The 12,012-nt window shown below is 63.7% G+C and carries 14 protein-coding genes; 5 read left to right on the top strand and 9 right to left on the bottom strand.

Features of this window, described 5'->3' with window-relative positions; genetic code table 11:
- Positions 1 to 21: 21 nt before the first annotated feature.
- The 4 genes from ACJRPG_RS13400 to ACJRPG_RS13385 form a co-directional block, all read right to left on the bottom strand.
- Positions 22 to 2,232, bottom strand: coding sequence for a hybrid sensor histidine kinase/response regulator (locus tag ACJRPG_RS13400; protein WP_408000590.1), 2,211 nt, complete (start codon positions 2,230 to 2,232; stop codon positions 22 to 24).
- 136 nt (positions 2,233 to 2,368) lie between these two features.
- Complete coding sequence (gene ilvC, locus ACJRPG_RS13395) at positions 2,369 to 3,385, bottom strand: ketol-acid reductoisomerase (RefSeq protein ID WP_408000589.1); 1,017 nt, start codon at positions 3,383 to 3,385, stop codon at positions 2,369 to 2,371.
- 32 nt (positions 3,386 to 3,417) lie between these two features.
- The gene (ilvN, locus tag ACJRPG_RS13390; protein ID WP_231765696.1) at positions 3,418 to 3,909 is read right to left on the bottom strand and encodes an acetolactate synthase small subunit; all 492 of its coding nucleotides are present in this window, start codon (positions 3,907 to 3,909) and stop codon (positions 3,418 to 3,420) included.
- A gap of 1 nt (position 3,910) precedes the next feature.
- Positions 3,911 to 5,632 carry an acetolactate synthase 3 catalytic subunit gene (locus tag ACJRPG_RS13385; protein WP_408000588.1) on the bottom strand — a complete coding sequence of 574 codons (1,722 nt, stop codon included), beginning with the start codon at positions 5,630 to 5,632 and terminating at the stop codon, positions 3,911 to 3,913.
- A gap of 457 nt (positions 5,633 to 6,089) precedes the next feature.
- Between ACJRPG_RS13385 and ACJRPG_RS13380 the strand changes: the two genes are divergently transcribed.
- Genes ACJRPG_RS13380 through ACJRPG_RS13360 form a run of 5 tightly spaced genes read left to right on the top strand, consistent with a single transcriptional unit; the run spans position 6,090 to position 8,813 of the window.
- Positions 6,090 to 6,659: an RNA polymerase sigma factor gene (locus tag ACJRPG_RS13380; RefSeq protein WP_408000805.1), complete on the top strand. Its 570-nt coding sequence runs from the start codon at positions 6,090 to 6,092 to the stop codon at positions 6,657 to 6,659.
- The gene (locus ACJRPG_RS13375; RefSeq protein ID WP_408000587.1) at positions 6,656 to 7,060 is read left to right on the top strand and encodes a DUF3619 family protein; all 405 of its coding nucleotides are present in this window, start codon (positions 6,656 to 6,658) and stop codon (positions 7,058 to 7,060) included. Before ACJRPG_RS13380 ends, ACJRPG_RS13375 begins: the two co-directional genes overlap by 4 nt.
- Positions 7,061 to 7,063: 3 nt before the next feature.
- A complete protein-coding gene (locus tag ACJRPG_RS13370; protein ID WP_408000586.1) occupies positions 7,064 to 7,879 on the top strand; it encodes a DUF3106 domain-containing protein in 816 nt (271 codons plus the stop codon).
- On the top strand, positions 7,866 to 8,429 hold the full coding sequence (locus ACJRPG_RS13365) for an RDD family protein (RefSeq protein WP_408000585.1): 564 nt from the start codon (positions 7,866 to 7,868) through the stop codon (positions 8,427 to 8,429). Before ACJRPG_RS13370 ends, ACJRPG_RS13365 begins: the two co-directional genes overlap by 14 nt.
- Before the next feature lie 39 nt (positions 8,430 to 8,468).
- Complete coding sequence (locus ACJRPG_RS13360) at positions 8,469 to 8,813, top strand: PilZ domain-containing protein (RefSeq protein ID WP_408000584.1); 345 nt, start codon at positions 8,469 to 8,471, stop codon at positions 8,811 to 8,813.
- A gap of 74 nt (positions 8,814 to 8,887) precedes the next feature.
- Here ACJRPG_RS13360 and ACJRPG_RS13355 read toward each other — a convergent pair whose 3' ends face one another.
- The 5 genes from ACJRPG_RS13355 to fdx are packed head-to-tail and all read right to left on the bottom strand — an operon-like array spanning position 8,888 to position 12,002.
- Positions 8,888 to 9,568 carry an RNA pseudouridine synthase gene (locus tag ACJRPG_RS13355; protein WP_408000583.1) on the bottom strand — a complete coding sequence of 227 codons (681 nt, stop codon included), beginning with the start codon at positions 9,566 to 9,568 and terminating at the stop codon, positions 8,888 to 8,890.
- Complete coding sequence (gene ltaE, locus ACJRPG_RS13350) at positions 9,565 to 10,587, bottom strand: low-specificity L-threonine aldolase (protein ID WP_408000582.1); 1,023 nt, start codon at positions 10,585 to 10,587, stop codon at positions 9,565 to 9,567. The genes ACJRPG_RS13355 and ltaE overlap by 4 nt, the downstream gene beginning before the upstream one ends.
- A complete protein-coding gene (locus ACJRPG_RS13345) occupies positions 10,584 to 11,465 on the bottom strand; it encodes a class I SAM-dependent methyltransferase (RefSeq protein WP_408000581.1) in 882 nt (293 codons plus the stop codon). The genes ltaE and ACJRPG_RS13345 overlap by 4 nt, the downstream gene beginning before the upstream one ends.
- A complete protein-coding gene (iscX, locus tag ACJRPG_RS13340; protein ID WP_408000580.1) occupies positions 11,452 to 11,646 on the bottom strand; it encodes a Fe-S cluster assembly protein IscX in 195 nt (64 codons plus the stop codon). Before iscX ends, ACJRPG_RS13345 begins: the two co-directional genes overlap by 14 nt.
- A gap of 14 nt (positions 11,647 to 11,660) precedes the next feature.
- The gene (gene fdx / locus ACJRPG_RS13335; protein ID WP_408000579.1) at positions 11,661 to 12,002 is read right to left on the bottom strand and encodes an ISC system 2Fe-2S type ferredoxin; all 342 of its coding nucleotides are present in this window, start codon (positions 12,000 to 12,002) and stop codon (positions 11,661 to 11,663) included.
- Positions 12,003 to 12,012 lie beyond the last annotated feature (10 nt).

The following is a 12,012-nucleotide window of genomic DNA, read 5'->3' as shown; positions in this document are numbered from 1 at the left end:
CCTTTGGTGAGCGTTTGTAACTTAGATTTCCCCGCGCAGCATGCTGATGGCCTGCATGATGTCGTAAGGCTTGGCCAGCAGGCGCACGCCGGGCAGGTCCACCTTGCGGTCGGTATAGCCGGTGGCCAGCAGCACGGGCACATGGGGGAAGCGCTCGCGCACGATGCGCGCCAGGTCGATGCCGCTGACCTGGCCGGGCATCACGATGTCCGAGAACACGCGGCTGAAGGTCTGGCCGGCATCCAGCGCGGCCAGCGCCTGCTCGCCGTTCTCCACGGCCGTCACATCGAAACCGGCGAATACCAGGGCCGGCAGCACGGTCTCGCGCACCAGCGCGTCGTCTTCCACGTACAGCAGGGTGCCGGCCTTGTCGGCGGCGCCGATCGCGGCGGAAGCGGGCGCGCCGTGGCCGCCAGCCGCCGCGGCGGCGCTGCCCCGTGAACGCGGCAGCAGCATCGTGACCGTGGTGCCCCGCCCTTCCTCGCTGCTCATCAGCAGCACGCCGTTGGCCTGCTTCGCGAAACCATAGGCCTGGGCCAGGCCAAGGCCGCTGCCCTTGTCCACCGCCTTCGTCGTGAAGAAAGGCTCCATGGCCCGCGCCAGCGTTTCCGGCGACATACCGATGCCGCAGTCTTCGATGCGGATACTGACGTAATCCCCGGCGGCCAGCTCCGGCGCCTTCACGCCAGCCTGGTTCTGCGCCGTCAGCGTGAGGGCACCGCCGTCGGGCATCGCGTCGCGCGCGTTGATCACCACGTTCAGCAGGGCCAGTTCGAACTGCAGGAAATCAACGGTAATGCTCCAGAGCTGGTCCGGCACATCCGCCGTCCAGCGTATATTGCTGGGCAAGGCCCCCTCCAGCATCGGCATCGCATTGTGCAGCGCCACGCTGGCCGCGATGGTTTCCGGCCGCACTTCCTGCACGCGGCCGAAGGCGCGCATCTGGTTCGTCAGCCGCGTGGCGCGCGCCACTGCTTTCTCGCAGGTGCGGGCCAGCGCCAGCAGGCGCTCGCGGTCGGTGGTGAGCTGGATCAGCTCCAGCGCCGAGGACAGGGTCTGCAGGATATTGTTAAAGTCGTGGGCGATGCCCGCCGTCAGGCGTCCCAGCGCCTCCAGCTTCTGGCCTTGCAGCAGGGCGCGCTGCGCGTGCTCGGCCGCCGCCACCGCTTCCGCCACGCGCTGTTCCAGCGTCTGCTGCTGCTCGCGGATGCGGCGGCTCGCATCGGTCAGCGCCGTGCCCACCAGGTCGGTTTCCACCAGCCCGGTGCTGGCGAAGGCGACCTCGCCTCCTTTGCCGAGGCTGTCAGCGGCGGCGCGCAGCCGTTCGATCGGTTCCGCGGTGCGGCGCACATAGTACTGCGCAGCCGTCAACGCCACTGCAATGGCGGCCAGCATGCCAATGGCCAGCCAGCCGGTGGCCATGGTGGCAGGTTCGCTGAGCTGGTCGGCGGGCAGGCTCATCACCACCATCCAGCCCGATACCGGGGCGCGGCTGAAATAGGCCACGGTGGGCATGCCGTCCAGTGTCACGCCCTGGTGCAGGCCGGTGCTTTCCTTGCCCTTGATGCGGGCCATAAGCTTCTCGCTGACCTTGCGGCCCACGATGGCCTCCGCATTGTGGCTGCGCGCGATCACCACGCCCTCCCTGTCCACGACAGTGGCGATCCAGCCTTCGGGCATGGTGTGCTGCGACAGCAAGGGCTGCAGCCGCCTGGCATACAGGCTCATGCCGAGAAAGCGCTCGACCCGGCCGTTCTGCTCCACCGGCACCTGCACGGCAAACGAGTACTGCCGGTCGGAGCGGCTGACGAAGAGATTGGAAACCAGGGTGGCCTGCGGCCCCGCCCGCCGGCGCAGCTCGACCAGGCCGGAATTGCCCTGCGAGAGCCGGCTGCCGAAAGGGCGGCGCGTATTGAGCAGCTGGCTGCCGTCGGCCTCGCTGATCACCACCGTCGCGTACTCGGCCGGCGCGACGCGCTTGGCATACTCGTAGAAGCGCCGGTAGTCGCCGTCGCGCAGCGCCCCCGAGTTGGCCAGCGTGCGCAGCACGCCCTCGGTGACCAGCAGGTCGCGGTCCACCAGCATGCCCAGCGTGCGCACGGCTTCCTTGATGCCGGCCACCTCGGCTTCGCGCTGCTCCTTGTAGAAGAACCACACCGCCACGGAGGCCGCCAGGAAAATGGGCAACAGAATGGCGGCGATCAACTGCAATAAGCGGGCTCGGATATGCATGAATCGTCAACAATCTTAAAAGTTACCTAACAACAATTCTATCCTATTATCAACCCACAACTGTCCTGGACATTCAATTGTGCGCCATAAAAAAAACGGCCCCGCAGGGCCGTTGCAGACGAAGCTTGGGACAAACTTAGTTCTTCGACTGGTCCACCAGCTTGTTCTTCGCGATCCACGGCATCATCGCGCGCAGCTTGGCGCCCACTTCTTCGATCTGGTGCTCGGCGGTCAGGCGGCGGCGCGAGATCAGCGTCGGCGCGCCGGCCTTGTTCTCCAGGATGAAGGACTTGGCGTATTCGCCGGTCTGGATATCCTTCAGGCACTGGCGCATGGCGTCCTTGGTGGCCGACGTCACCACTTTCGGGCCGGTCACGTATTCGCCGTATTCGGCGTTGTTCGAGATCGAGTAGTTCATGTTGGCGATGCCGCCTTCATAGATCAGGTCGACGATCAGCTTCAGCTCGTGCAGGCACTCGAAGTAAGCCATTTCCGGCGCGTAGCCGGCTTCCACCAGCGTTTCGAAGCCGGCCTTGATCAGTTCCACGGTGCCGCCGCACAGCACGGCCTGTTCGCCGAACAGGTCGGTCTCGGTCTCTTCACGGAAGTTGGTTTCGATGATGCCGGCCTTGCCGCCGCCATTCGCCGCCGCGTAGGACAGGGCGATATCGCGCGCCACACCCGACTTGTCCTGGTAGACGGCAATCAGGTGCGGCACGCCGCCGCCTTGCGTATAGGTGCCGCGCACGGTGTGGCCCGGCGCTTTCGGCGCCACCATGATCACGTCCAGGTCGGCGCGCGGCACCACCTGGCCATAGTGCACGTTGAAGCCGTGCGCGAAGGCCAGCACGGCGCCCTGCTTGATGTTCGGGGCCACGTTTTCGTTGTAGACCTGAGCGATGTTCTCGTCCGGCAGCAGGATCATCACGACGTCGGCCGCTTTCACCGCTTCGTTCACTTCGGCGACCTTCAGGCCGGCCTTCTCCACCTTCTGCCAGGAAGCGCCGCCCTTGCGCAGGCCGACGGTCACGTTCACCCCGGATTCGCTCAGGTTCTGGGCGTGCGCGTGGCCTTGCGAGCCGTAGCCGATGATGGCAACGTTCTTGCCTTTGATGAGGGAGAGGTCAGCGTCTTTGTCGTAGAAAACTTTCATGGTCATTCCTTTTAATATTTTGTAATGTATGTTCAGACTTTGAGGATGCGTTCGCCGCGGCCGATGCCGGAGCCGCCGGTACGGACGGTCTCCAGGATCGAGGTGCGGTCGATGGCATCGATGAAGGCATCCAGCTTGCTCTTGGCGCCCGTCAGCTCAATGGTGTAGGTCTTCTCGGTTACATCGATGATGCGGCCGCGGAAGATGTCGGCGGTGCGCTTCATTTCCTCGCGCTCCTTGCCCACTGCCCTCACCTTGATCAGCATGAGCTCGCGCTCGATGTGCTGGCCCTCGGTCAGGTCCACCACCTTCACCACCTCGATCAGGCGGTTCAGGTGCTTGGTGATCTGCTCGATGATGTCGTCCGAACCGCTGGTGACGATGGTCATGCGCGACAGGGTCGAATCTTCCGTCGGCGCTACCGTCAGCGTCTCGATGTTGTAGCCGCGCGCGGAGAACAGCCCCACCACGCGGGACAGGGCGCCGGCTTCGTTTTCCAGCAAAACAGAAATAATGTGTCGCATATCAGAGGTCCTCCGAGCCGAGCAGCATTTCGGAGAGGCCGGAACCGGCCTTCACCATCGGCCAGACGTTTTCGCTCTGGTCGGTAATGAAGTTCATGAACACCAGGCGGTCCTTCATGGCGAAGGCCTCCTTCAGCGCCCCGTCCACGTCGCCCGGCTTCTCGATGCGCATGCCGACGTGGCCATAGGCCTCGGCCAGCTTCTCGAAGTCCGGCAGCGAATCCATATAGGACTCGGAGTAGCGCGAACCGTAGTCGATCTGCTGCCACTGGCGCACCATGCCCAGGAAGCGGTTGTTCAGCAGGATGATCTTCGGCGTCAGGTGATACTGCTTGCAGGTGGCAAGCTCCTGGATGCACATCTGGATCGAGCCCTCGCCCGTGATGCAGGCCACGGTGGCGTCCGGGTTGGCCATCTGCACGCCCATGGCGTAAGGCAGGCCCACGCCCATGGTGCCCAGGCCGCCGGAGTTGATCCAGCGGCGCGGCCTATCGAACTTGTAGTACTGCGCCGCCCACATCTGGTGCTGGCCCACATCGGAAGTGATGAAGGCATCGCCCTTGGTGATGTCCCACACTTTTTCGACCACCGACTGCGGTTTGATCACGAGATCGGAATCGGCGTACTTCAGGCACTCGCGGCCGCGCCACTCGTTAACCTGCGCCCACCACTTGGACAGGGCCGCCTTGTTCGGCTTCGCATCGGCGGCATCCAGCTGCGCCAGGAATTCCACCAGCACGTCCTTGACGTTGCCGACGATGGGAATGTCCACCTTCACGCGCTTGGAGATCGACGAGGGGTCGATATCGACGTGGATGATCTTGCGCGGGTTCGTTGCGAAGTGTTTCGGGTTGCCGATCACGCGGTCGTCGAAACGGGCGCCGATGGCAATCAGCACGTCGCAGTTCTGCATCGCCATATTCGCTTCGTAGGTGCCGTGCATGCCGGGCATGCCCACGAAGTTCGGATCGCTGGCGCGCGAACCGCCCAGGCCCATCAGGGTATTGGTGACGGGGAAGCCGAGACGCTCGACCAGCTTGTTCAGCTCCGGCGAGGCATTGGCCAGGATCACGCCGCCGCCCGTGTAGATCATGGGGCGCTCGGCCTGCAGCAGCAGCTGCACCGCCTTGCGGATCTGGCCGGAGTGGCCCTTGTCCACCGGACGGTAGGAGCGCATCTCGATATCCTTCGGATACGAGTAGGTGTGCTTGTGCATGGAGATATCCTTCGGGATATCCACCAGCACCGGACCGGGACGGCCGGTGCGCGCAATATAGAAAGCCTTCTTGATCGTTTCCGCCAGTTCGCGCACGTCCTTCACCAGGAAGTTGTGCTTGACCACCGGGCGCGTAATGCCCACGGTGTCGCATTCCTGGAAGGCGTCCTGGCCGATTGCATGGCTGGGCACCTGGCCGGAAATCACCACCATCGGAACCGAGTCCATATAGGCGGTGGAAAGGCCGGTGACCGCATTGGTCACGCCTGGTCCGGAGGTCACGATGGCCACGCCGACTTTTTGCGAGCTGCGCGAATAGGCATCGGCAGCATGCACGGCGGCCTGCTCGTGGCGTACCAGAACGTGTTGGAATTTGTCCTGCTTGAAGATGGCGTCGTAGATGTAGAGAACTGCACCGCCGGGATAGCCAAAGACGTGTTCAACACCCTCTTCGGCAAGGCAACGCACAAGTATCTCAGCGCCCGTAATGGAGGCTTCGGTGTTCATGAAACATTCCTTTCAAGGTCCATATGGAGATTGATAGGATGCTCTGGCCTGGCGAAGCGGGCGTTCCGTGCAGCACTTCTGGCTTCCCTTCTTTCTGCGGTCACGCCACCCCTTCCCCTCAACGTAGTGTGAGTACAGGGCAACGCTAAACGCAACTCGTTCAGCCTGAGTTTCTGCAGCGGTCGTGCCGACCTCTCACGCTTGTGGCGCGGGTTAGAGCAAACTGCTGACAAATGAAAGCTGGTTTTCCCCAACGGCCTTGTGTGCCTGTTGCGTCAAACCGGGGAGCTTCGTGGTGTGCAAAGCGTCCCATACGTTACTGCGTTGCAGCATCCCGGTCAAGGTTTATCTGGCGAAAAATGCATATCAATACAATTCAGGTGCTTTATTGGGCCGTTTTTGCTACGATGCCCGACAGTTAAATAAGACCAAACCGGCAGCTCACACTCCCCCCCGCATGGCCACAGACAAAGAATTATCGGATTTCCTCGAGAACGTGGAGCGGCGGGCATTCAAGCAGGCGGTCTATGCGGTGCGAAAGGACGAGTCGGCGCTGGACATCGTGCAGGACGCGATGATCAAGCTGGCCGAGAAGTATGGCGACAAGCCGGCGGCCGAGCTGCCCATGCTGTTCCAGCGCATCCTGCAGACCACCATCCTCGATTATTTCCGCAGGGAAAAAGTCCGCAATACCTGGGTCAGCCTGTTTTCCGGCCTGGGGAATTCCCATGAGGAAAACGAGGACTTTGATATACTCGAGAGCTACGAGGCGGAGCAGGGTTCCCAGGCCGCGGAATCGAGCGCGGACCAGGTCGAGCGCATGCAGGTGCTGCAAATTATTGAAAATGAAGTACAAAAGCTGCCGGCGCGTCAACGGGAAGCCTTCCTCATGCGTTACTGGCAGGATATGGATGTGGCGGAGACGGCGGAAGCAATGGGATGCTCCGAAGGGAGTGTGAAAACACATTGCTCCAGAGCAACACATACCCTCGCAGAGTCGCTCAAAGCCAAAGGAATCAAATTATGAATACCGAAGAATTGAATTTCGCTTACCGGGTGCGCCATGCGCTGAACGAAAAGCTAGACGATTTGCCGGCATCGACCACCGACCGCCTCGCGGCAGCCCGCAAGGCAGCCATGGCGCGCAAGAAGGCGCATGTGGAAGTGCGCGTGGCCCGCACCGAGCTGGCCACGGCCGGCGCACGTGCCGGCGGCTTCGGCAACGCGTTTGGCTGGATGAACCGTTTCAGTGTCGCCCTGCCCCTGATGCTGGTGCTGTGCGGCATGGTCGGCGTTTACCACTATGAGCAGCAGCAGTCCATCGCCGAACTGGCCGAGCTGGATGCGGCCCTGCTGTCGGACGAGCTGCCCCTGTCGGCTTACCTGGACCACGGCTTCAACGCCTACATCGAAACGCGCGGACAGTAAGCAATGACGCGTGTCCGTAGCCGTACCCCGCTCGTCGCTGGCATTGCCGTTCTGGCAGTATTGCTGGCGGTGGGCGCCGTGTGGCTGCATGGCGAGCGCGATGCGCCGCTGCAGGCAATCGCTTCCGTGCCGGCCAAGGTCGGCCTGGGCAGCAATGTCACCGCGGAAAAGCCGCGCTGGTCCGAGCTGAACGCTGCGCAGCAGAAGGCCCTTGGCCCGCTGGAATCCACCTGGGACGAACTGGGTCCGGTACGCAAGCAGAAGTGGCTGGATATCGCCAACCGTTTCGCCTCCATGAAGCCCGCCGAGCAGCAGCGCGTGCTGGACCGCATGCGCGAATGGACCCGCCTCACCCCTGAAGAACGCAAGGCCGTGCGCGAGAACTATGCGCGCGCGCAGAAGAACCTGGGCGGCCAGAAGGCGGCGCAGTGGGAAAAGTACCAGTCGCTGCCGGAAGAAGAAAAACGCAAGCTGGCTGACGCCGCCGCCGGCAAGCGCCAGCAGATCGCCAAGCCGCCGACCCCGGCGCAATCCGCCATCAAGACACCACAGCCGATCAAGGCGCACGGCCAGGGCCTGGTGCCTGCACCGGGCACGCCGGCGCCGGCCGCCGCAACCACGCCTGCGCCGTTGCCGGCAGCGCCCGCACCGGCGCCGGCTGCGCCGCCGGCCCCGCTGCCAACGCCGGAACCGGTCTATCCGCTGGAAGGCGCCGCTACGCCGGCCGCCATGTATCCGCAGCAGTCTTCGCCGGCGCCCGCCTCCGCCGCGCCGCCTGCCCCCGCCGCCCCTGTACCCGCACCGAATGCAAGCAAGTAATCAAACAGCTCCGCAAGCAAACAAGGAAACGCTGTCCAGCTATCCCACGCCGACCGTCAAGCGCCGCCTGATCTCGATGGTCTATGAGCTGCTGCTTGCCTTCGCCGTGCTGTTCCTGCCCTTCCTCGTGTTCGAGGTGGCGACCGGGGCCAGCCACACGCCGCTGGTCGAGCATATGCGCCAGGCGCTGGCCTTTATCGTGCTGGGCATCTACTTCATCCACCAGTGGAGCCGCAAGGGCCAGACGCTGGCCATGCAGACCTGGCGCATCCGCGTGGTGATGGCCGACGGCAGCCCGCTGCCGATGAAGGCCGCCGTGCTGCGCTACCTGCTGAGCTGGATGTGGGTACTGCCCGCGCTGGTGCTGGACTATGCGCTGCAGCTGCAGCGCTGGCACGCGCTGTATGCGATTTTCGCCGGCATCCTGCTGTGGTCCCTGACCGCCTTCTTCACCCGCGACCGCCAGTTCCTGCATGACAAACTGGCCGGCACCCGCCTCATCCAGTTGCCCAAACCCGTCAAAACGGCCGCCACGCCTGCCCGGTCCTGAGCTGCGCCGTCTGTGGCGCCTTTGGGCTAGGATGTAACAATGGATCAACGAAGAGAACACGTGCGCCGTTTGCTGCAGGTTCAGGCCACTGTCACGGATCTGGATGGCGGCCCGGTTCGCATCGCCCAGATTATCGACATCGCGCGTATGGGCGTGGCCTTCGTTACGCCTTACCGCATGGAGGCCGACAAGCGATACCGCTTCTGCTTTGCCTTCCCCGGCAGTTCCATCCGCAACGATGCGGTGATCGATCTCGTGTATAGCCGCCCGGTGGGCAGCGAAGGCCGCTTCCGCAACGGGGCGCGCTTCGACCACCTGCCGCAGGCCAGCGTGGACCAGATCGTGGACTATGTCACCAGCAGCGGCGCCGCCGAAGCAGCCTGATGTCGCCCTCGCGAAGGCGGGGCCCAGGGGTGTTTCGGCGACTCTCCCGGATCCCCGCCTGCGCGGGGATGACGTCAGAAGCGCTCGTAGCCTTGCAGGTAGCGCCACTGGCCCAGCGGAAGGCTGGACATGGCGATGCGGCCAAGGCGGATGCGGCGGATCGCCACCGGCGCGAGGCCAACCGATTTGCACATCACTTCGATCTGCTGCGGCTTCGGTCCCTTGATGGCGAAGCGCAGGCGCTTCTCGTTCTGCCAGCTCACCTTCGTGGCGCCGCGGTTCAGCTCCGCCAGGCCGTTGTCGGCAATCGTGCCTTCCACATCGACGATGATTTCCTGCTCCACCTTGTCGCCCTCTTCCAGCAGCTTGCGCGCCACGCGGAAGTCCTGGGTGAAGACGAACAGGCCGCTGGCATGGTCCGGCAGCGGCAAGGCGGCCTGCAGGTTGGCCACGTGCCGTTTGAGGAAGCGTTCCTTCTGCGCTTCGGGCGCGCGGTTCGCTTCCATCAGCAGTGCGGCCGCACTCACGCCGGCCGGTTTGTTCAGCAGGATGGTGACGGGCGCAATCTCCAGCAGCGTGGCATCCGGCGCAAGGTCGACATGCTGCTGCGGCGCCACGCGGGCTCCCGGCTCCTCCACCAGCACACCGTCCACGCGCACGAAGCCGCCCTCGATATACAGCTCGGCTTCACGGCGTGAGCACGGCACCATCTCCGCCACGCGTTTGGAGAGGCGGATCGTATCGTTGCCGCTCATTGCTGCCAGCGCGAGAAGAATTGTTTGAAGACGCTGGCCACCGTGGCCATGTCGGCGCGCGACACGTTCAGGTGCGTAACCAGCCGCAGGCGCGGCGCCATCGATACGCGGATCTGTTCGGCGAGCAGCGCTTCGTTCAGCGCCGCAGCGGCATCGCGCGGCACATCGACGTAGAAGATATTCGTCTGCGGCGTGCTCACGCCAAGGCCGTGGATCTTCGCCAGCTCGGCCGCCAGGAAGGCCGCATTGTCATGGTCCTCCTTCAGGCGCTGCACGTTGTTCTCAAGCGCGTACAGGCCGGCCGCCGCAATCACGCCGGCCTGCCGCATGCCGCCGCCAAGCATCTTGCGCCAGCGCTTGCCCTGCTCGATCAGCGCGCGGCTGCCGCACAGCACCGAACCTACCGGCGCCCCAAGTCCTTTCGACAGGCAGACAGAAACGCTGTCGAAGCCCGCCACTGCGGCTTGCAGCGACACGCCCTGCTTCACCGCCGCATTGCAGATGCGCGCGCCATCCAGGTGCGTGTTCAGGCCGCGCAGGTGCGCAAGGCGCGTGGCCTGCGCCACGTAGTCTGCCGGCAGCACACGGCCGCCGATAGTGTTCTCCAGCGCCAGCAGGCGGGTGCGCGCGAAGTGCACGTCGTCCGGCTTGATCTGCGCTTCGATGTCGGTGATGGCCAGCGAACCGTCCGGCTGGTTGGTGATCGGCTGCGGCTGGATGCTGCCCAGCACCGCGGCGCCGCCGCCTTCGTAGCGGTAGGTATGCGCTTCCTGGCCCACCAGGTATTCGTCGCCGCGGCCGCAGTGGGCCAGCAAGGCGATCAGGTTGGTCTGGGTGCCCGAAGCGGCGAACAGCGCGGCTTCGTAGCCGAACAGCTCCGCAGCTCGCTCCTGCAGCGCGTTGACCGTCGGGTCGTCGCCGTAGACGTCGTCGCCCACCGGCGCGGCATGCATGGCGTCGCGCATCGCGGGCGACGGCTGGGTAACGGTATCGCTGCGCAGGTCGATCCAGTGGCTCATACGGTTCCTTGTTCGGCGTAGAAGCGGTGGCTCATCTCTTCGAGACCCACCGTTTCCAGGACTTCCTGCAGGCGTTCCGCGGGACGGCGGCGCGGCAGGTTCTTGTAGGTGGCGATGATCAGCTCATTCTTCATCGAATGCTCCCAGCCCACCAGCTCCGTCACATTGACCTGGTAGCCGTGCGCCTCAAGCTGCAAGCAGCGCAGCACATTGGTGATCTGGCTGCCGAATTCGCGGGTGTGGATCGGGTGGCGCCAGATTTCAGTCAGCGCGCTCTTGCCCAGCGCCTTGCCCTTGTTCTTGCGCAGCACGGAGGCTACTTCGGCCTGGCAGCAAGGCACCAGCACCATATGCTTCGCCTTTTTCTTCAGCGCGAAGTCGATGGCGTCGTCGGTCGCCGTGTTGCAGGCATGAAGCGCGGTCACGATGTCGATCTGCTCGGGCAACTGCTCCGAAGTGGTCGATTCCGCGACAGACAGAGGCAGGAAGGACATGCCGGGGAAGTTGAACCTCGCGGCCAGTTCCTGCGAACGCTGCACCAGCTCCTCGCGCGTTTCGATGCCGTAGATGTGCGAGCCGTCCTGCAGAGGCTTGAAGAACAGGTCGTAGATGATGAAGCCGAGGTAGGACTTGCCCGCGCCGTGATCGACCAGCGACACGCTGCCCTTCTCGGCCAGCACTTCCTTCAGCAGCGGCTCGATGAACTGGTAGAGGTGGTAGACCTGTTTCAGCTTGCGGCGGCTGTCCTGGTTCAGCTTGCCGTCCCGCGTGAGGATATGCAGCTCCTGAAGCAGCGCGACCGACTGTCCCGGCTTGATCTCCGGGATGTCGGTCACTTCGGTCGGCAGCGGCGCTTTGTTCTGCTTACTGTGCTTCATCGATCCATGCCTGTTGAATCGCTTCGAGAATCTTTTCGCCGCCGCGCTTGTGGTCGTCGTCGAAGCCTTCCAGCGTCACCACCCAGTTATGCAGGTCGGTGAAGCGGATCTGCGTGGGGTCGAGGTTCGGATACTTGTCGTACAGCGCTTCGGCAATCGCCGTGATATCAGTCCATTTCATCGCAGGCCTCCGGCTCAGTGGCCGCCTTCGCTGGCGTGGTTGATGGTGTACTTCGGAATTTCGATGACCAGGTCTTCGTCGGCCACGATGGCCTGGCAGGACAGGCGCGATACAGCCTCCAGGCCCCAGGCCTTGTCCAGCAGGTCTTCTTCGGTTTCGCTGGCCTCATTCAGCGAATCGAAGCCTTCGCGCACCAGCACGTGGCAGGTGGTGCAGGCGCAGGACTTCTCGCAGGCGTGTTCGATGTGGATCTCGTTTTCCAGCAGCACATCGCAGACGGACTTGCCAGCTTCGGTTTCGAGCACGGCGCCTTCAGGGCACAGCTTGGCGTGAGGGAGGATAACGATTTGTGGCACTTGGCTTACC

This window comes from Pseudoduganella rhizocola (assembly GCF_045984285.3).
GTDB lineage: Bacteria > Pseudomonadota > Gammaproteobacteria > Burkholderiales > Burkholderiaceae_D > Rugamonas.
The sequence above is the reverse complement of the archived record's forward strand: the minus strand, read 5'-3'. Positions and strand labels throughout refer to the sequence as shown.

Bases quoted from the DNA above. Each gene is read 5' to 3' on its own strand.
- ACJRPG_RS13375 (WP_408000587.1), top strand. From the start codon at position 6,656: ATGAATACCGAAGAATTGAATTTCGCTTACCGGGTGCGCCATGCGCTG.
- ACJRPG_RS13360 (WP_408000584.1), top strand. From the start codon at position 8,469: ATGGATCAACGAAGAGAACACGTGCGCCGTTTGCTGCAGGTTCAGGCC.
- ilvN (WP_231765696.1), bottom strand. From the start codon at position 3,909: ATGCGACACATTATTTCTGTTTTGCTGGAAAACGAAGCCGGCGCCCTG.
- ltaE (WP_408000582.1), bottom strand. From the start codon at position 10,587: ATGAGCCACTGGATCGACCTGCGCAGCGATACCGTTACCCAGCCGTCG.
- ACJRPG_RS13345 (WP_408000581.1), bottom strand. From the start codon at position 11,465: ATGAAGCACAGTAAGCAGAACAAAGCGCCGCTGCCGACCGAAGTGACC.
- ACJRPG_RS13355 (WP_408000583.1), bottom strand. From the start codon at position 9,568: ATGAGCGGCAACGATACGATCCGCCTCTCCAAACGCGTGGCGGAGATG.
- ACJRPG_RS13385 (WP_408000588.1), bottom strand. From the start codon at position 5,632: ATGAACACCGAAGCCTCCATTACGGGCGCTGAGATACTTGTGCGTTGC.
- ACJRPG_RS13370 (WP_408000586.1), top strand. From the start codon at position 7,064: ATGACGCGTGTCCGTAGCCGTACCCCGCTCGTCGCTGGCATTGCCGTT.
- ACJRPG_RS13365 (WP_408000585.1), top strand. From the start codon at position 7,866: ATGCAAGCAAGTAATCAAACAGCTCCGCAAGCAAACAAGGAAACGCTG.
- ilvC (WP_408000589.1), bottom strand. From the start codon at position 3,385: ATGAAAGTTTTCTACGACAAAGACGCTGACCTCTCCCTCATCAAAGGC.
- iscX (WP_408000580.1), bottom strand. From the start codon at position 11,646: ATGAAATGGACTGATATCACGGCGATTGCCGAAGCGCTGTACGACAAG.
- ACJRPG_RS13400 (WP_408000590.1), bottom strand. From the start codon at position 2,232: ATGCATATCCGAGCCCGCTTATTGCAGTTGATCGCCGCCATTCTGTTG.
- ACJRPG_RS13380 (WP_408000805.1), top strand. From the start codon at position 6,090: ATGGCCACAGACAAAGAATTATCGGATTTCCTCGAGAACGTGGAGCGG.